Below are 18,728 nucleotides of genomic sequence, written 5' to 3'. Positions count from 1 at the left end.
GCCCAGCCCGTAAAATCGCGGGCTACGCCGGAATAGCTCAGTTGGTAGAGCGGCGCATTCGTAATGCGTAGGTCGCAGGTTCGACTCCTGTTTCCGGCACCAGTTGTAATGAAAAGCCCCGGCCTTGGCCGGGGCTTTTTGTTTGGGTGCGTTGGAGGTCGTTGATGGGAAAGGGATTCGCTGCGAGCTGCTCATTGGTGGGCATCCGTGCTGCCCTCTACGAATGGTTCGCTTCCGCTCCAGCTTCTCCGTTCACTTGGGATGCTCCGGCTTCATGGCGACTTACAAGAGCAACGAAGATGCTCTTTGCGAGGCCCGATGGCAGAGGCTGGTCCCGGGAACAAATGGGAGCTGCTGGCAGAAATTGACTTCTTTCTGGCGAAGATCGTCATGGCACTGCTCGCGGGATCGTTGGAGCGCCCGCAATTGAAACTCGGAAGCCACGTTGGTTGAGGCTCTCAAATGTCTTTGTAAGGTTCACCTTGCTGAAAAACGGTAGGTTCTGCTTGAGTGTTGCGCTCGCTTCGCCAAGAACCAAGAAGACGATCTCATAGTCTGCGGATTTGAGGGAATTCAAGGGAATCAGATCTCTTGCCGCCGGATTCACGTTTCGCAGCACTGTCCGAGCCTTCTTGCGAAATCCCTTGTCGCCAAGCATGATCTCTGCAGCTACGCCTCCCTGTGCAAAGAGGTGGCTAAGTCCCGCAGAGCCTCCCTTCCGATGTTTAACGTGGATAAGGTGCTTGGTTGGAGATAGGAGGTCGCACAGCTCAATGGCAGTTGTCGTGCGGTCCGTCTTAACGAGTTTTTTGTCCAGCAAATAGTAGCCATTTGCCGCAGCTGATCGGATGTTGTAATCGCCCTCTGCTTCAATCTTAGGCTTGCCATTGTCTTCCCAAGTCTCTACTGCCGGGAATGGAAGCTGACAAAGGGGGATGTGAGTCAAAATCTCGGTGATTCGACCGATGAATGTCGCATCGATTTCATACCACTTACCGTCGAAGATGATCTTTGTCTTGTCACCTTCCGTGATTTCAAAGTAGACGCATCGATACACTGAGTGTTCAGTGACGTTGCCGTCGACGTCGTGGACAAAGAGACGGTCCCGCTTGACTGCCTCTATGCTTAGTTTCGGAAGGTCATCAACATTGTTGAGATAGTCGGCGGGATCAATGACGGGTTGTAGGCCCTTCTTGTTTCGAGTGAAGCTAAATCCCAGGATTGAGTCCCATGCTCCTATCTCTGGCAGGGTGATCATCAGCCTGTCGCTGCGCGCGTGCATGGCCGCGATCAATAGTTCGTCAAGTCTCTTAATTTCTGTTTCGTCTTTGAGTCTGCGTACGTTATCGACCCAGGAAAACGACGTCTTATAGGTGTCGCTGTCATAGTAATTCTTGATGCGGCGGCTCAGTGCTGGCAGCTCAGAGGGTTCCATCTCGATGCCAAAGGAGAAGCCGGCGTCTCCTCCAGCGATCTGCACAAGGTCTATGCCCCTTCTGGGCACACCTGTCACTGCGCGGAGAACGTCTCTTAAGATATCGATTCCAAAAACGCTGACCTCTGAGTCTCGAGCAGCCTGGGACTTCTTTTGGACGGGCTGATCTTCAAGGGTGTGAAGATCGACACTCCGCAGTGACTTCTCGTCTAGCGTATTGAGCGCGGTGCGTAGCCCGAAGTCCTGGACGAACAACGACTGCTCAATGAGGTATCGCCCGTATCCGAAAGTGAATGCGAATACATCGTCATCCACTCGTAGAAGCAAAACAGCTGAGCTGGATCTATTTGCGAGTCCTGGAACATCTATGCCACCAATTTCATCAAGAAATGAGCCCCAAGTCGGTCTCTTCTCATCGCTCTTCTTCACGAAGAGAGTGCCGTCCAAGCCTAGGGCGCCCGCTATCGGATATTCATCTACAGGCGCTGCAGTGAGAAGATTGGCCAGTTTTGTGCCTTTCGCCAGTGGCTTTGCCATAAAAAGGTTGAGTCGGCGATATCCTTTTGCCATTTGTTGTGACTCTTGTGCTCTATGAAGGGTCTTCTGCGTGAATTTCCTGCGGGCGCCAGAGGATATGGCTACTTGCTCCAATGACCAAGTACCCATTCCCATTGATGGGTCGAGTAATCCCATCGCCAGTGCGCACGTACCCATTTGGTCTTTCCAAATGGTCGAAATGTCTGGATGTTCTGGGGCCGATCCGGTGGCTTGGGGGGCTTAGGGGGATGGATCTTTCGTATGGTCATAAATCGACTCTCCTATTTCGGAATGGGAGTAGATCGCAACGACTGAAGCTGAGGCGCTTAGCTCTGCGGGAGCTGGTTGGAATCGGCCAAGTTATCGGCCTTATGTCAGAAAGTGTGATGGCGGTCAAGTTGCCAGTTCGATAGGTCCTTGCGTGGGTATCTCGGCAGACGCGAGGCTGCGGACGATCCTCATCCAAACACCACCTCGCATCGTGTCCTAAGTTGGCTCTATCGCCACTTACTGACAACCCGCCCGATGTCATCCGCCCTCACCAAGCGCATCGTTCTTGCAGCAGAACGCCGAGATCGCCCCTACGAGCTCAGAGACGCTCAGGTTCGCGGGCTGATCCTGCGTGTGCAGCCTTCAGGGCATAAGGCTTGGATCGTGACCTGGGCGCACGGTAAGCGTCGTACCCTAGGTTCGGTCGAACATCTGTCGCTTGATCAGGCCCGCGACCAAGCCCGGCAAGCGGTCGCTGAATACGTTCAGTCCGGATCGCCGGCGCTTGCGAAGACCAAGCCCACCAGTTGCACTCTCGAAGTGCTCCTTAACGATCACTTCGAGCCCTGGGTGATAGCTGAGCTCAAGGGTGGTCGCCAGTAACCGGATCGCATCCGATCCGTGTTCCCGTGGCTGTTGCGGCGTCAGATCATTGAGATTGATATGCCGACCATGGAGAGTTGGTGGCTTGGGCGTGTCACTGGTCCTGATGCTGTAACCAAGGCTAATGCAGCGCGCGACTTCACTTGCTTGCGGCCCGCATTGTCTCGAGCCGTTGAGTGGAAGTTGATCGAGACTAATCCTTTGATGGGGACGCGTCAGCGGTCAGCTGCTAGTCGGAAGGTGGTGCGGTTCCCGTCCCCTGATGAGGAAGCGATGCTCCGGGCTGCGCTGGCCGCGCGCGATCTAGCTGGAGTTGAAGGGGCGTCGCTACTTGCCGCCTGAGGGGAGAAGCTGAGCGGACACAAAAGACCCCGCCGAAGCGAGGTCTTTTGAATCGAATTATTTTGCCCGCCAATTCACTTCGTACATCCCTTCCATAACCTCGGCAAAGGCATACCCATCCTTCTTCAGTTCTTCACCTAGGGCTGCGTAGCTTGCTGCGGAGTACTTCGCTTGCCTGGCAAAAGCCAATGACGTGGCACCGATACCTGCCTGACTCTTGATCTGAAGGTACACCTCGTCACGAAGCTCGGAATGGCTGCCCCTTGCTGCTGCTTCTTCACTGATGCGACGCGCTTCTTCTGCATTGATATGTTCCACTGCTGATTCCATTCAGAGCCGGAGGATTCCGGCCTACTGATTCTGCCACGTCAGTCGCGCGTTTGGTGATTCGTGTCGGAGTTGCGCTAGTCACGCGGTAGGCTTCTCGCTTGTTTCTAGGGTGGCAATCGCTCGCTCCGGTGGCGGAAGGGGTTCGTCGGCGGAAGTCTCATCGAACTGTTTCCCAATTCGTTCGATGAGCTTGGCTTGAAGTCTGTGTGCGCTCTGCGCGTTTGCGTCCCGCATCAGTGAGACCACTTCGAAGTCACATTTCCGATGTGCCGACATTTCACCTGTCGTTTTCTGTGCGATAAGTCGGTCGATTGCGTCAGATCGCCCTCAATTATCAGTCTTCCCTGAATTCAGTAGCGCCGCTTCATACAAATAGCATTAATCGAGAAGCATCACGCGCCTCACTCGTTACCGCGCCTTTTGCGGCGCCGAATGTCGCTGCCGCCTTTGCATCAGCGCACTCGCGTCTTCTCGTGTCACTTCCGCCATCTGCCGCGTATGCAACAATTCGTACCGCGCCTTCGACGCATCCGAACCTTTCGGATTTTTCTCATTGAATCGAACGTGCAGGCGTAAACAACATGGCGCGCCATCGAAAGCCGGTGGCCGGGCGTCCAAACCCGAGATACATGCTGTAAACGCTTGCCAGCCGGCACCGTCCTGAAGCGGTGCCGGCTGGCAATCCGTCGGCCTTTATGGCGGGCGGTGCGTGGGGGTCTTCGGACCCGCCGGCATAGCATGTATCCCGGTTTGGAACCCGCACCGTCCGCCACCCCCTTCCGCGCGGTGGCACTGTTAAGTACAGCCACGGAAGCCGACGCCATGACCACTCGCAAGATTCCGCCATTCCCCCTCGATGAACCGAACAACGACGACGACAACCCGTCCATTGACCTCAGCACCTTCCAGGGCTGCCTAAAGCGCATCCGCGATGGCGAAGGTTCCGATGGGATGCTGTGGCCGGAAGAGAACCTGTCAGACGGCCGTCGTCAGTCCTTGGCCAGGATCGACCGCGCAGCCGTCGGTATTCTGACGGCGGTGGAGATGCTGCATGCGGCGAATCGCTGCGAGTCCGTGGCGACGCCTGACCGCCATCTGGACGAGGGCGTCGTTGAGGGGCTGTTCTTCGCGTGCCGTGAACTGGCTGAACTGGTGTGCAGGGAGGTCCGGCCATCCTGAGCTGCCGTGTCAGGGCAATCGCTCATGGCAGCCCGTGGTGAATGGTCATTCCTGAACTTGTTCAGGCTACTTTGCCGAACCCGGGCGCAGCACCCGCCAACGCCCGATGTTTGGACCCCGCCCCCGGGCGTTCTGCCCGGCATGGCCGCGCACTGCGACAACGTGTCGCAGCCAGATTGGCGCCTTTCCTGCGCCCGATCATTGTCAATGTCTTTCTTAAATGGTGGGTGACGGCCTAAAATTGAAAGGCTGACTCGACCCCACCTCACTGCCTGTCTCACCACAGGCGGGACCGGCTTTGCCGGAGCGGGCAGGACGGGGAACGGCATTCCCTCGCAATTGGATCGACCGATGATTCCGTTGAAAACCCTTGGGCGCTGGTTGCGCCCGGGCCTGCTGCTGTCGTTGCTGGTGATGCTCACCGGTTGCGATGCGGTGGCCATCCTCAGTCCGAAGGGCCAGATCGGCCAGGATGAGAAGACCCTGCTGATCACGGCCACCGTGCTCATGCTGCTGGTCGTCATCCCGGTCATCATCATGACCCTGACCTTCGCGTGGAAGTATCGCGCCTCCAACACCAAGGCCCGGTACGAGCCGAAGTGGTCCCACTCGACGGCGATCGAGGTGGTGGTGTGGTCGATCCCCTGCATGATCGTGCTGGTGCTGGCGGTCCTGACCTGGCGTTCGTCGCACGCGCTTGACCCGTACAAGCCGCTGGAATCGGACGTCAAGCCGGTCACCATCGAGGCGATCTCGCTGGACTGGAAGTGGCTGTTCATCTATCCGGAAGAGAAGGTGGCGGTCGTCAACGAAATCAAGTTCCCGGTCAACACCCCGCTGAACTTCAAGATCACGTCCGACACGGTGATGAATGCGTTCTTCATCCCGCACCTGGGCAGCATGATCTACTCGATGGCCGCGATGGAGACCAAGCTCCATCTGATCGCCAACGAGACCGGTGAATTCCCGGGCATGTCCTCGCACTACAGCGGCGCGGGCTTCGCCAAGATGCACTTCACCGCCTACTCGGTCACCGATGCCGAATACCGCCAGTGGCTGGACCAGGTCCGTGCCGGCGAGCAGACCCTGGACAAGGCTTCGTTCAAGGCGCTGGGTGAAGCACGCAACGCCGAGTGGTACCCGGTGACCTACTTCGGCAAGACCGAAGAAGGCCTGTTCAACTGGGTCATCGCCAAGCACATGGGCGACAACAAGCACTACGGCATGAAGCATGAACATGCCGGTGCCGCCGCTGCCGATGCCGCCAGCCATGAAGCGCACGAGGGCCACGCCCCCAGTGACGCGCATGATTCCAAGGAGTCGGGTGAGAACCTGGACGCCACCGAACACGAACACGCAGGCCACGCCGGCCACGCGGGTTCGGGAGAATGAACATGTTGGGAAAACTCTCTCTTGAGTCGATCCCCCACGATCCGATCGTGCTGACCACCCTGGTCGGCGCGGTGCTGGGTGGCCTGGGCGTCATGGCCCTGATCACCAAGTTCAAGCTGTGGGGCTATCTGTGGAAGGAGTGGTTCACCTCGGTGGATCACAAGAAGATCGGCGTGATGTACCTCATCGTCGCCTTCGTCATGCTGCTGCGCGGCTTCTCCGACGCCATCATGATGCGTACCCAGCAGGCGCTCGCCGTCGGCGGGTCCGAGGGTTACCTGCCGCCGCACCACTACGATCAGATCTTCACCGCCCACGGCGTGATCATGATCTTCTTCGTGGCGATGCCGCTGATCACCGGCCTGATGAACCTGGCCGTGCCGCTGCAGATCGGTGCGCGCGACGTCGCGTTCCCGTTCGTCAACTCGCTCAGCTTCTGGCTGTTCGTGTCCGGTGCGGTGCTGATCATGCTGTCGCTGTGGATCGGTGAATTCGCCGCCACCGGCTGGCTGGCGTTCCCGCCGTTGTCGGGCATCGAATACAGTCCAAGCGTCGGCATGGACTACTACATCTGGGGTCTACAGGTCGCAGGCCTGGGTACCACGCTGAGCGGTATCAACTTCTTCATTACCATCCTGAAGATGCGTACCCCCAGCATGAAGCTGATGCAGATGCCGGTGTTCACCTGGACGGCGCTGGTCACCAACGTGCTGATCGTGGCGGCCTTCCCGGTGCTGACCATCACCCTGGTGCTGCTGACCCTGGATCGTTACCTGGGTACGCACTTCTTCACCAATGACGGTGGCGGCAACGCCATGCTGTACATCAACCTGATCTGGATCTGGGGTCACCCGGAGGTGTACATCCTGGTCCTGCCGGCGTTTGGTGTGTTCTCCGAAGTCATCGCGACCTTCTCGCGCAAGGCGCTGTTCGGCTACAAGGGCATGGTCTACGCCACCGCCTGCATCGGCGTGCTGTCGTTCATCGTCTGGCTGCACCACTTCTTCACCATGGGCTCGGGTGCCAACGTCAATGCCTTCTTCGGCATCACGACGATGATCATCTCGATCCCGACCGGCGTGAAGATCTTCAACTGGCTGTTCACCATGTTCCGCGGTCGCGTGCAGTTCACCACGCCCGTGCTGTGGACCATCGGCTTCATGGTCACCTTCACCATCGGTGGCATGACTGGCGTGATGCTGGCGATCCCGGCCATCGACTTCGTGCTGCACAACAGCCTGTTCCTGATCGCCCACTTCCACAACGTCATCATCGGCGGCGTGGTGTTCGGCATGTTCGCCGGCATCACCTACTGGTGGCCGAAGATGTTCGGCTTCCGCCTGAACGAGTTCTGGGGCAAGTGCGCCTTCTGGTGCTGGTTCATCGGCTTCTATGTGACCTTCATGCCGATGTACGTGCTGGGCTTCATGGGCATGACCCGTCGCCTGCAGAGCACCGTGAACCCGGCCTACGAGCCGCTGCTGCTGGTGGCTGCCGCAGGTGCCTTCATCGTCGGTGCCGGCATCCTGTGCCAGATCATCCAGGTGGCCGTGTCAATCCGCGACCGCAAGAAGACCGTCGACCTGACCGGCGATCCGTGGGATGCCCGTACGCTGGAGTGGGAAACCTCTTCGCCGCCGGCCTTCTACAACTTCGGCACGCTGCCGGAAGTCACCGAGCTGGACGACTTCTGGGAGCGCAAGCAGCGTGGTGAAGCCTGGCCGAAGCCGGCCAAGTACACCGACATCCACATGCCGCGCAACACCGGCACGGGCGTTGTCATCGGTGCCTTCAGCCTGGTGTTCGGCTTCGCGATGATCTGGCACATCTGGTGGCTGGCCATCGTCGGCTTCGTCGGCATGATCGCCACGTTCATCTACCGCACCTTCGACCAGGACGTGGACTACTGGGTCCCGGCCGCCGAGGTGGAACGCATCGAGAACGAACACCGCAAGCACCTGGAAAGCCAGGGGCTGGTGAAGTCGGAGCTGAAGGCATGAGCACCAATACCTCGACCCTGAGCCACGGGCACGCCGCGCATGCGGCGGCCCATGGCCATGACGACCACGAGCACCACGACACCGGCGGCAACACCGTCTTCGGTTTCTGGGTGTACCTGATGAGCGACTGCCTCATCTTCGCCTCGCTGTTTGCCACCTACGTGGTGCTGGCCGGCGGTACCGATGGTGGCCCCGGCGCGAAGGACCTGTTCGAGCTGCCGTTCGTGGCGTGGGAAACCGCGCTGCTGCTGACCTCGTCGCTGACCTTCGGCCTGGGCATGATCGCCATGCACCGCAAGCAGATGGGCCAGATGTACCTGTGGCTGGCCATCACCTGGCTGCTGGGCTTCGGCTTCATGTGCATGGAAGTGTGGGAGTTCCAGCACCTGATCCACCAGGGCTACGGTCCAGACCGCAGTGCCTTCCTGTCGGCGTTCTTCGCCCTGGTCGGTACCCACGGCCTGCACGTCAGCGCCGGCCTGCTGTGGCTGCTGGTGATGTTCGTGCAGCTGAAGAAGTACGGCCTGACCCCGGCCAACAAGACCCGCATGGCGTGCCTGAGCCTGTTCTGGCACTTCCTGGACCTGATCTGGATCGGCGTGTTCTCCGTCGTCTACCTCAATGGAGCGCTGTAATGGCACATGACAACCATGCACACGACCACGGCACCGGCGGCGAAAGCCATGGCACCGTGAAGTCGTACCTGATCGGCTTCGTGCTGGCGGTGGTGCTGACCGTCATCCCGTTCTGGATGGTGATGTCGGGCGATTTCTCGCGCACCGTCAACGGTGTGGTCATCGCCATCACCGCGGTCCTGCAGATGCTGGTGCACCTGGTGTTCTTCCTGCACCTGGACCGCTCCTCGGAAAGCCGCTGGAACGTCAACGCTGCGGCCTTCACCGTGGTGGTGATCGGCATCATCGTGGTCGGTACCCTGTGGGTCATGCACAACATGAACGTGCACATGATGCACTGACGTCTTCGCGACGTTGCCACGCAGAAAGGCCGCCCCCGGGCGGCCTTTTTGTTTTCCTGTGGACGGGTAGTGCTGGCCGCTGGCCGGCAAATGCGGGAAGCCGGCCAGCGGCCGGCTCTACCGATAGATCCACGCCATGCGTGGATGGGGTCAGATCCCTTGCCTGCGGCAAGGGATCTGACCCCAACACAAAACCTCACCCGACCCGGCGCAGGAACTCTTCGGCTTCCATCGGCCGGCCCAGGTGGTAGCCCTGCAGCTGGTCGCAGCCCAGCGCGCTCAGGTACTCACGCTGCGCCTGCGTCTCCACGCCCTCGGCCACCACCTGCAGCTGCAGGGTGCGGCCCAGTGCGATGATCGAGGAGACGATGGCGGCATCTTCGGCATTGCATTCCAGATCGTGCACGAACGCGCGGTCGATCTTCAGTTCGGTGGCCGGCATGCGCTTGAGGTACAGAAGGCTGGAATAACCGGTACCGAAATCATCGATGGCAATGTGCACGCCCATCGCGGTCAGGTCATTGAGGATCGCCAGGCTGGCGTCCACATCCTTCATCGCGGTGGTCTCGGTGATCTCCAGTGTCAGTCGCGCCGGTTCGATGCGATGCCGCTGCAGCGCCTCGCGCACGCTGTCCAGCAGCGCCGGCGAGGCGAACTGCAGGGGCGACAGGTTCACCGCCATCGTCCATTCCCCATGCCCGGCGTCGTGCCATGCGCGCAGCTGCGCACAGGCGCGGTCCAGCACCCAGTCGCCGATCGGCAGGATCAGGCCACTGCGCTCGGCGATGGGAATGAACACGTCCGGCGCCAGCAGGCCCAGTTCCGGGTGCTGCCAGCGCAGCAGGGCCTCGGCGCCGGTGGCCGGGGCGCCGGCGGCCGGGAACTTGGGCTGGTAGTGCAGCACCAGTTCGCCGCGTGCGATCGCCTTGCGCAGGTCCTGCAGCAGGCGCAGCTGCCGGTTGGCACTGAGCTGCATCAAGGGAGTGAAGAAGGTATAGCCGTTACGGCCGGTCTCCTTGGTGTGGTACATCGCCGCGTCGGCGTGGGCCATCAGCTCGCGCTCATTGCTGGCATCGTCCGGATACAGCGCGATGCCCAGGCTGGCGCTGACCTGCAGTTCGGCGGCGTCCAGCGTGAACGGTTCGCCGGCGGCGGCGATGATGCGCTCGGCCACCACCACCGCGTCATCGGGCGTGTCGATGGCCAGCACGATCACGAACTCGTCGCCGCCCAGGCGGGCGAAGGTGTCCTGTGGCCGCAGCTGGCTGCCGATGCGTTCGGCCACGGCCACCAGCAGGCGGTCGCCGAGCTGGTGGCCATAGACATCGTTGACCGCCTTGAAGCCGTCCAGATCGCAGAACATCACCGCCACGGCGTGCTGCCGCCGGCGTGCCTTCTCGATGGCCTGCTCGATACGGTCCTGCAGCAGCATGCGGTTGGGCAGCTGGGTCAGCGGGTCATGCAGCGCGGCCTGGATCAGCTTGTCGTTGGCATGGGCCAGTGAGTCGGCCAGCAGGCCGGTGCGCACACGCATCTGCCGGTCGAACAGCGAGGCCACCAGCGCGATGCCGAGGGTCGCCACGGTGGTCACGATCACCAGCATCGCCAGCCAGCGGGTGTCGATTGCGCCGCTGCCGACCGCGCCGCAGATGCTGCCTTGCGGGAAGCGCGCGGCGGCCATGCCGGTGTAGTGCATGCCGACGATGGCCAGGCCCATCAGCAGTGATGCCAGCAGGCGCAGCCGCAGCGTGTTGCGCTGCTCGGCGCGCAGACGGAAGGCGATCCACAGCGCGGCGCCGGCCGCGCCGATGGCCACCGCGATGGATGCGGCGAACCAGCCGGGGTGGTAGTCGATGCCGGGCTGCATGCGCATCGCCGCCATGCCCAGGTAGTGCATGGCGGCGATCCCCAGGCCCATCAACACCGCGCCCGCCATCAGGTGGCGCCAGGGCAGGCTGGGGCGCGAGACCAGCCACAAGGCGTAGGCCGAGGCGCCGATCGACACCGCCAGCGAGTACAGGGTGATGGCCAGGTCGTAGCCCACCGGAATCGGCAGACTGAAGGCCAGCATGCCGATGAAGTGCATGGACCAGATGCCCAGGCCCATCGCGGCGGCACCGCCGGCCAGCCACCAGCGCGCCACGCGGCCTTCAGCGGTGGCCAGGCGGCCGGCCATGTCCAGCGCGGTGTACGAGGCAAGAATGGCCACCAGCAGTGAGATGGCGACCAGGCTCTGACTGTAACTGCCAGTCATGTTGAATCCAGTGGGAAAGGAAGGGGCGGCCGCAAGGCACACGCCCGCGACCGCTATCGGCGCGGGTGGGCGGGACTTTAGCGGTCGCAGCAGCTGCGACCAGGCTCGGCTATCCTGCCACGCCTGTTCCCGTTGCTGGAAATCATCCGATGGCAAAAGCCCGTACCGCCTACGTCTGCAATGAATGCGGCGCCGAGTACAGTAAATGGCAGGGCCAGTGCGCCGAGTGCAATGCCTGGAATTCGCTGTCGGAGATCGTCCTGGAAAGCGCCGCCGCAGCCAAGGCGCCGGCCTCGCGACGGGCCGGCTGGGCAGGCAAGATCGATCCGCCGAAGATCACCGCGCTGAAGGATGTCGAGCAGACCGAGCATCGCCGGGTCAGCACCGGCATTGGTGAATTCGACCGGGTGCTCGGCGGCGGCCTGGTGGAAGGCGCGGTGGTGCTGGTGGGTGGCGATCCGGGCATCGGCAAGTCCACCCTGCTGCTGCAGGCGGTGGCGAAGATGGCGGCCGAACTGCCGGTGCTGTATGTGACCGGCGAGGAGTCGCTGGCGCAGGTGGCCGGTCGCGCGCACCGGCTGGAGCTGCCGCTGGATGGCGTCAATGCCTTGGCCGAGACCGGCGTCGAATCGATCCTGCAGCACGCCTCCAAGGCCGGCCCGCGGCTGATCGTGGCCGACTCGGTGCAGACCCTGTGGACCGAGAGCCTGACTGCCGCGCCCGGCTCGGTCAGCCAGGTGCGCGAGAGCGCGGCGCGGCTGGTGCGCTTCGCCAAGGAGACCGGTACTGCGGTATTCCTGGTCGGTCACGTCACCAAGGAGGGCGGCATCGCCGGCCCGCGCGTGCTGGAGCACATGGTCGATGCGGTGCTGTACTTCGAAGGGGAGAGCGGTAGCCGGTTCCGCCTGTTGCGTGCGTTCAAGAACCGCTTCGGTGCGGTCAATGAGCTGGGCGTGTTCGCGATGGGCGACAAGGGCCTGAAGGAGGTCTCCAATCCCTCGGCGATCTTCCTGTCCGGTGGCAGTACCCATCAGCCCGGCAGCTGCGTGATGGTCACCCGCGAGGGCACCCGCCCGCTGTTGGTGGAAGTACAGGCGCTGGTCGATGCCTCGCCGCTGTCGAACCCGCGCCGTGTCGCCGTTGGCCTGGAGCAGAACCGGTTGGCCATGCTGCTGGCGGTGCTGCATCGCCACGGCGGCGTACTGGTCGGTGACCAAGACGTGTTCGTCAACGTGGTCGGTGGCATCCGGGTGCAGGAGACCGCCGCCGACCTGCCGGTGCTGTTGGCCGTGCTGTCCTCGCTGCAGGACCGTCCGCTGGCGGAAAAGACCATCGCCTTCGGTGAGGTCGGCCTGTCCGGCGAGATCCGCCCGGTGCCCAATGGTGAAGACCGCCTGCGCGAGGCCGCCACCCATGGTTTCAAGCGCGCCATCGTGCCCAAGGCCAATGCGCCCAAGGGCGGCTCGGTGAAGGGCATGGAGGTGATCGCGGTGGAGCGCCTGTCCGAGGCCATCGACGCGGCGTAACACCGGTCCTGTGGAGCCGAGCCATGCTCGACTGGTGGTCAAACAGCAGTCGAGCATGGCTCGACTCTACAAAGAGCGAACAGCAGCCGAGCATCGGCTCGGATCTACACGTGTCCAATGCAGTAACGGTCAGCTTCACTGTGCTAGTTTTTCCCGCTCGACGAAGACGCCCTCTGGTGTCTTTCCGTGCCCAGGAGTAACCGATTACATGCAGGACACCGCGCTCATTGCCCCCAACGCCGAAATCCGTCGTGCCGGGGTTGATCTCAATGGATTGATGACGGTGCTGGGCAAGCACCTGTATTCCACCCCGGTGGTGGCCCTGCGCGAGCTGGTGCAGAACGCGCACGACTCGATCATCCGCCGGCGCATCGAGCAACCCGGTACCGAGGTGCCTTCGCGCATCTCGGTGCAGGTCGATGCCGGTGCGGGCGTGCTGCGCATCACCGATACCGGTGCTGGCCTGACCCGCCAGGAAATCCACGACTACCTGGCCACCGTCGGCGTCGGCTATACCCGTGGCCTGCGCCAGGGCGGCGAGGACGATGAAGGCCTGATCGGCATGTTCGGCCTCGGTTTCCTCTCGGCGTTCGTGCTGGCGCGCCGCGTCAGTGTGCGCACCACCTCCTACCAGACGCCGGAGCAGGGGCACCTGTACGTGTCCAGCAACGCCGAGCAGTACACCGTCAGCGAAGTGCCGGCGCGTGCAGTTGGCACCGAAGTGGAGCTGGAGCTGCATCCGGATTTCGTGCCGCTGGCCAACGAGGCGCGCCTGCACGAGGTGCTGGGCCGCTACTGCGCGCTGCTGTCCGAGCCGATTTTCATCGGTGGTGCGGCCGAGGCGCTCAACCCGGAACCGCCGCCATGGCGTGGCCAGGGCGAGGTGGCCCTGCATCCGGTGCAGGCACGGCGGCAGGCGCTGCAGTTCGCTGCGCGCTTCGAGCACGATTTCGAACCGATCGTCACCGTGCCGCTGCGCGCCGACGGCGTCAGTGATGCCACCGGCCTGCTGTGGGTGCAGGATGGCGCCACCTATGGCACCAGCGACAACCGCAACCTGTCGGTGTTCGTGCGCGGCATGCTGCTGGACGATGACGCACGCGATCTGCTGCCGCCGTGGGCTGGTTTCATCGGTGGGGTGATCGAATCCTCGCGGCTGACGCCGACGGCGAGCCGCGAGGATCTGCAGCGCGATGACCAGTACCGCGCAGTGCAGCATGCGTTGCTGGAAGCGCTCATCGATGGCCTGGCCGACGTTGCGCGGCAGCAGCCGGAAGCATGGCGGCGGGTGCTGACCCGTCACAACGAGGCATTGCTGGGCGCCGCCCTGTGTGATGACCGCCTGTTCGAGCTGCTGATGGAGCATGTGCGCGTGCCGACTTCGCAGGGCGACCTGCCGGCCAGCACGTTGCCGGCTCGTGGCGCCGTGCACGTGATTCTCGACAACGGTGGCGGTTTCGAGGAAATGCTGTTCCGCGCGATGGGCGTGCCGGTAGCACACGGCCATCGCTACGCGGTGGTGCCGTTCCTGCGCCGCTGGGCCCAGGCCAAGGGCCTGCGCCTGGTGGAACTGGGCACCGAGCAGGGCAACCGCGCGCTGTTCCGCAGCGACGACAGCCTCGACGAAACCCAGCTGGCCTGGCTGCGTGAGCAGCTCGGTGACGGCGAACAACTGCTGCCGGCGCGCTTCAGCCCCGAGGCGCTGCCGGTGGTGGTGGTGCCCGACCGCGAGGCCGAACTGAAGCAGCGCCTGGAAGACGACGAGAACGACAAGCGGGTGTCGATGGCGGCCCTGCGCCTGGCCCGGCAGTTCACCGCGCGAATCGAGTCGCGTGCACCGTCGCGGCTGTACCTCAACCTCGATAATCCCGCGGTGCAGGCGCTGCTGCGCGCACAGCGCGAGGGCCATCCACAGGCCGAAGCGGCGGCGCGCCTGCTGCGCTCGCTGAAGATCATCGTCGCCGCGCAGGGGCGCCCGCTGGCACGTGCGGCAGCCACGCCCGGCCCGGATCTCAACGGCGCCTTTACCGATATCGCCGGTGCCCTGCAGCAGATGCTGCGCTGAGCACCGCACCTTCTCATCCAGCCTTCGCTAGACAGGAGCAATGACCCCGTGGACATCTGGAACTGGGTTGAAAAACTGCAGGGCGACCTGCGCCAGGCCGGCCAGGCGCAGAATGCGCACCTGCTGAACCGGCTCGCCGACGAGGTGAGCGAGCTGCACGTCGATCGCGTCGACGCTCTGCTGCCGGAAGCGCGCGCGCTGGGCAAGGCGCTGGACAATCCGTGGGTCGACGTCTACGTCGGCCACTGGGCGCTGCGCAACCGCGTCGGCAACCGCGTCGAGGGTGAGAGTGCGCTGGGCGAGGCGGTCGCGCTGTTCGAACGTGCGCATCGCGAGGATACGCTGGAGTGCCCGCAGTCGATCTGCGTGACCCAGGATCTGGCCGCCTGCTACGGCAACATCGACGGCCCGGGCTGGGTGCCCGAGCGCATCGAGGTGTGCGATGAAACGCTGGCGCGCATCGACCCGAGCTGGGCCTGCTTCCAGTGCCTGAGCTGCGAGAAGGCCGATGCGCTGCTCGATGATGGCCGTGGCCAGGATGCACTGGCGTACCTGCAGGTGCAGTCCGACGCGATCGAGGCCTGCGGCAAGGAAGTGTTCGACAGCTTCCCGGAGATGCAGATCAAGATCCTGCTCGGCATGGGCCGTGCCGAAGAAGCGTTGGCGTTGATCGAGAAGCGCGAAGCCGAAGTGGCCGCATCCGGTGAGTACGAGCCGGCCAACTGCACGGTGCCGCGCCGTCTGTCCAAGGCCTGGGCGCTGGCCCAGCTCGGACGCGACGAAGAAGCACTGCAGCAGCTGGTGCCGTGGAGCGAACTGACCCCGACCTACTGGCGGTTGTGGGCCAACACGGCCGCTGCACTGTGCCAGCGCGATCCGCAGCGCAATACCTGGGATCTGGGTACCCGCTTCAACACCATCATCGAGCACTTCGCCCGGGTCGGTTCGCACCGCCTGCTGATCGAGGTGGCGGCACTGAGCCTGGAGCTGGCCCTGCAGCGTGGCGCGCGCTGGGTGGCGCAGCGTCAGCTGGAACTGGCCCGTACCCATCTGGCGCAGCTGCGCCAGGACCGCGGTGCGGCGGCGCTGGTGGCCGGCCTGGCCGCACGCATTGAGGCCTTGCCGGAAGCGGCGCCGCTGCCGGTGCCGGCCACCGAGCTGCTGGCCTGGCTGGGTGCGCAGGGCGAACAGAGCCAGGCACGGGACCCCGAGCGCGAGGCGCAGTGGTTGCTGCAGGCGCATGCGAAGTGTCCTGACGATGAGGCGCTGGCCGAAATGGCGGCCTCGGCACTCAATGCGTGCGGCGCGCAGGCCGAAGCCCGCGCGTTGCTGTGGCGGTTCGTGCGGGCACATCTGCAGGAAGATGGCGCGGCCGCCTATACGCTGATGCGCTGGCTGGCCGAGCAGGGCGACGACGAGGGCCTGCGCCAGCTGGCCGATGCTTACCGCGGCAGCGTGCCGGTGTTCGCGCACTGGTGCGAGGTGCAGCGTGCGCGCCGTGTGTCCGACTGGCCGGCGCTGGAGCAGGCAGCTCAGGCGCTGCTGGCGCTGTCGCCGGGGTCGAACGGCGCGCGTGGCACGCTGGCACGCATGTACATGGAGACCGGGCGCTTCAGCGAGGCGCAGGCCTGCTACGCACAGCTGGTGGAGCTGCTGGAAGACCCCAACGCCGCCCACTGGGATCACATGAGCGCGGCCAGCGCGGCGCGCGACTGGGATGCGGTACGTCGCTCGGCGGCGGCCATCGGCATGGAGCTGTCCAGCCAGGAGGGGGTTGTCGAGGAGCCCTGGGGCTGGGTGATCATCCGCAGCGAAGAGGAGGGCGAGCCGATGGAGTACTACGCCCGGCGCACTGGCCCGGTGACCGCGCGCATCGTCGAGAACGCACCGGCCAACCGCGCCCAGCAGGTCGGCGACTGGGTGGTGTTCGATGCCGCCCTGGTGCATCCGGCGCCGGAGGAGGAAGAGGCGCGCCAGCACTTCATCCCGACCTACGCGCAGGTGCATGTGCTGGAGCGGGGCGGTTTCGCCCGCAGCTGGCTGATCGATGGCGCGCACCCGGGCGAGGACGCCTGGAACGCGCTGGTCGAATCGGCCGAGGCACAGGGTTGGCAGGTGTGGTCGCACAGCCGCGCCGACTACACGGTGACTGACCCGGATGAGCCAGATGGAACGCTGCCCGGCCTGTTGTTCACGGTCGCCCAGCCGCAGGACCATGCGCCGCTGGCGCTGCACCGTTTCCTGCAGCAGGCCACCGCGGACTGGCCGCATCCGCACTGCTGGCTGCGCCTGGCCGAGGCCTGCGACCAGGACCGCCAGCCGCACTTGGATGTGATCGAGCGCTACGGGCTGTAATCCTGGTATCGGGTGGTGCCGGCCGCTGGCCGGCAGCCCCTTGGATATCTGCAATGGCCGGCCAGCGGCCGGCACTACCTCAAGGACGAACGCAATGCGAAAGACAGGGATGTTGATGATCGCCGGCCTGCTGCTGGCGCCGGCCGTACAGGCTGTACCTGCCTGCCAGGAGCCTGCGGCTGTGGCCCGCGCCTTCTACGAGGCGACGTCCGGCAATGGTGATCTGCTGGCGCCGCCGCCGGCGCTGGTCAGCGCGGCCTTCGGCAAGGCGCTGCGCGGTGAGCGTGTTTGCCAGCAGCGCGAGGAAGGCATCTGCACGATCGATTCGGACCCGTGGCTGGATGCGCAGGACGGCGACATCGACAGCCCGGTGCGCTACAGCTGGAAAGAGACTTCGGCGGCTACCGGCCAGGTCGAAATGCGGTACTCGGTGTGGAAGGCTGCCTACGTGACCCGGTTGTCGATGGTGCGCCAAGGCCAGGGGTGCTGGCAGGTCGATGACATCCGCACCAACAGCGGCCGTTCGGTGCGGAAGATCCTGGCGCAGCCGGTGCCCTGAACCGCCTACGGCATCCACGCATGGTGCTGTCCAATTGCCGGCCCGCGGCCGGCACTACCGGGGTGGGTGCCGACCGTTGGTCGGCACGCCTCTATCGCGTATGCCCGAACACCAGCTCGATCACGAACTGGCTGCCGAAGAACGCCAGCAGCAGCAACAGCATCGCTGCCAGTGTCCAGTGCACGGCTTTCATGCCTCGCCAGCCGTAGCGGCGGCGACCGATCAGCAGCACGCCGAACACGATCCACGACAGCACGCTCAGCACGGTCTTGTGCACCAGCTTCTGCGCCAGCAGGTCATCGACGAACAGCACGCCGGTGACCAGGGTCAGGGTCAGCAGCGCGAAACCCACGGTGATCACCCGGAACAGCAGCGATTCCAGGTCGGCCAGTGGCGGCAGGGCGCGCAGCCACGGGCGGAACTCGCGGCGGCGCAGGGCGCGTTCCTGCAGCCACAGCATGATCGCCAGCAGCGCCGCAATGCTCAGCGTGGCGTAGGCCAGCAGCGCCAGCCAGGCATGGCTGGCCAGGCGCCAGCCCAGGACCTTGCTCGGTTCGTGGCCATAGCCGTGGTAGGCCAGCAGCAGGGCGGCGGCCAGCGGGAACACCACCACCCCCAGCGCCGACATCCGCCCGCGCGCACCGACCAGCGAGGTCAGCCACGCCATGCCCAGACCGACCAGCGACAACGCGGCGAAGAAATGCATGTCCGGGCCGCCGCTGGTACGCATCGCCACCATCACGTGGTAGCCGCCATGCAGCAGCATCGCCGGAAGGGCCGGCCACAGCCAGATCGGCGAGCCGGCGGTTTCATCGCGGCCGAGCGCCCGCACCAGCAGGGCACTGGCAGCCAGGTACAGCAGGACGGCGATGAGAACGATTGTCATCGTTGCAGTTTCGCATACC

The 18,728-nt window shown here is 63.7% G+C and carries 14 protein-coding genes and 1 tRNA gene; 11 read left to right on the top strand and 4 right to left on the bottom strand.

Going from position 1 to position 18,728, the window contains the following annotated elements; all coding sequences use genetic code 11:
* The first annotated feature begins 26 nt into the window (after positions 1-26).
* Positions 27-102 (top strand) — tRNA-Thr (locus LZ605_RS09940).
* Positions 103-388: 286 nt separating this feature from the next.
* Here LZ605_RS09940 and LZ605_RS09935 read toward each other — a convergent pair.
* The gene (locus tag LZ605_RS09935; RefSeq protein WP_249844681.1) at positions 389-1,972 is read right to left on the bottom strand and encodes a TIGR04141 family sporadically distributed protein; all 1,584 of its coding nucleotides are present in this window, start codon (positions 1,970-1,972) and stop codon (positions 389-391) included.
* Between the two features lie 525 nt (positions 1,973-2,497).
* Here LZ605_RS09935 and LZ605_RS09930 point away from each other — a divergent pair.
* Positions 2,498-2,845, top strand: coding sequence for an Arm DNA-binding domain-containing protein (locus LZ605_RS09930; RefSeq protein WP_249844680.1), 348 nt, complete (start codon positions 2,498-2,500; stop codon positions 2,843-2,845).
* Positions 2,846-3,244: 399 nt separating this feature from the next.
* Here LZ605_RS09930 and LZ605_RS09925 read toward each other — a convergent pair whose 3' ends face one another.
* Positions 3,245-3,505, bottom strand: a complete 261-nt coding sequence (locus LZ605_RS09925; protein ID WP_249844679.1) for a hypothetical protein — start codon at positions 3,503-3,505, stop codon at positions 3,245-3,247.
* An 834-nt stretch (positions 3,506-4,339) separates the two neighbouring features.
* Between LZ605_RS09925 and LZ605_RS09920 the strand changes: the two genes are divergently transcribed.
* The 5 genes from LZ605_RS09920 (at position 4,340) to cyoD (ending at position 9,064) form a co-directional block, all read left to right on the top strand.
* Entirely contained in the window at positions 4,340-4,696 is a 357-nt protein-coding gene (locus LZ605_RS09920; RefSeq protein ID WP_249844678.1) for a hypothetical protein, read from the top strand.
* A gap of 351 nt (positions 4,697-5,047) precedes the next feature.
* Positions 5,048-6,088 (top strand): ubiquinol oxidase subunit II, encoded by a 1,041-nt coding sequence (gene cyoA, locus LZ605_RS09915; protein ID WP_107230228.1) that lies wholly within the window; start codon positions 5,048-5,050, stop codon positions 6,086-6,088.
* 2 nt (positions 6,089-6,090) lie between these two features.
* The gene (gene cyoB, locus LZ605_RS09910) at positions 6,091-8,088 is read left to right on the top strand and encodes a cytochrome o ubiquinol oxidase subunit I (protein WP_107230229.1); all 1,998 of its coding nucleotides are present in this window, start codon (positions 6,091-6,093) and stop codon (positions 8,086-8,088) included.
* Positions 8,085-8,723 (top strand): cytochrome o ubiquinol oxidase subunit III, encoded by a 639-nt coding sequence (cyoC, locus tag LZ605_RS09905; protein ID WP_249844677.1) that lies wholly within the window; start codon positions 8,085-8,087, stop codon positions 8,721-8,723. The genes cyoB and cyoC overlap by 4 nt, the downstream gene beginning before the upstream one ends.
* Entirely contained in the window at positions 8,723-9,064 is a 342-nt protein-coding gene (gene cyoD / locus LZ605_RS09900) for a cytochrome o ubiquinol oxidase subunit IV (RefSeq protein ID WP_005408584.1), read from the top strand. Before cyoC ends, cyoD begins: the two co-directional genes overlap by 1 nt.
* 196 nt (positions 9,065-9,260) lie before the next feature.
* On the opposite strand, the gene LZ605_RS09895 is transcribed toward cyoD, so the two are convergent.
* Positions 9,261-11,318, bottom strand: a complete 2,058-nt coding sequence (locus tag LZ605_RS09895) for a putative bifunctional diguanylate cyclase/phosphodiesterase (RefSeq protein WP_249844676.1) — start codon at positions 11,316-11,318, stop codon at positions 9,261-9,263.
* A 149-nt stretch (positions 11,319-11,467) separates the two neighbouring features.
* Between LZ605_RS09895 and radA the strand changes: the two genes are divergently transcribed.
* The 4 genes from radA to LZ605_RS09875 all read left to right on the top strand — a co-directional run bounded on the left by radA (position 11,468) and on the right by LZ605_RS09875 (position 17,823).
* Entirely contained in the window at positions 11,468-12,844 is a 1,377-nt protein-coding gene (gene radA, locus LZ605_RS09890; RefSeq protein WP_249844675.1) for a DNA repair protein RadA, read from the top strand.
* Positions 12,845-13,052: 208 nt separating this feature from the next.
* Positions 13,053-14,909: an ATP-binding protein gene (locus LZ605_RS09885; protein ID WP_249844674.1), complete on the top strand. Its 1,857-nt coding sequence runs from the start codon at positions 13,053-13,055 to the stop codon at positions 14,907-14,909.
* Positions 14,910-14,957: 48 nt separating this feature from the next.
* The gene (locus LZ605_RS09880) at positions 14,958-17,264 is read left to right on the top strand and encodes a tetratricopeptide repeat protein (protein WP_249844673.1); all 2,307 of its coding nucleotides are present in this window, start codon (positions 14,958-14,960) and stop codon (positions 17,262-17,264) included.
* A 94-nt stretch (positions 17,265-17,358) separates the two neighbouring features.
* Entirely contained in the window at positions 17,359-17,823 is a 465-nt protein-coding gene (locus LZ605_RS09875) for a YbjP/YqhG family protein (protein ID WP_249844672.1), read from the top strand.
* A 91-nt stretch (positions 17,824-17,914) separates the two neighbouring features.
* Here LZ605_RS09875 and LZ605_RS09870 read toward each other — a convergent pair whose 3' ends face one another.
* Entirely contained in the window at positions 17,915-18,709 is a 795-nt protein-coding gene (locus tag LZ605_RS09870) for a cytochrome C assembly family protein (RefSeq protein WP_249844671.1), read from the bottom strand.
* Positions 18,710-18,728: the final 19 nt, after the last annotated feature.

The organism is Stenotrophomonas maltophilia (genome assembly GCF_023518235.1).
Classification (GTDB): Bacteria; Pseudomonadota; Gammaproteobacteria; order Xanthomonadales; family Xanthomonadaceae; genus Stenotrophomonas.
Note: the sequence above shows the minus strand (reverse complement) of the source record. Positions and strands in the feature narration are given on the sequence as shown.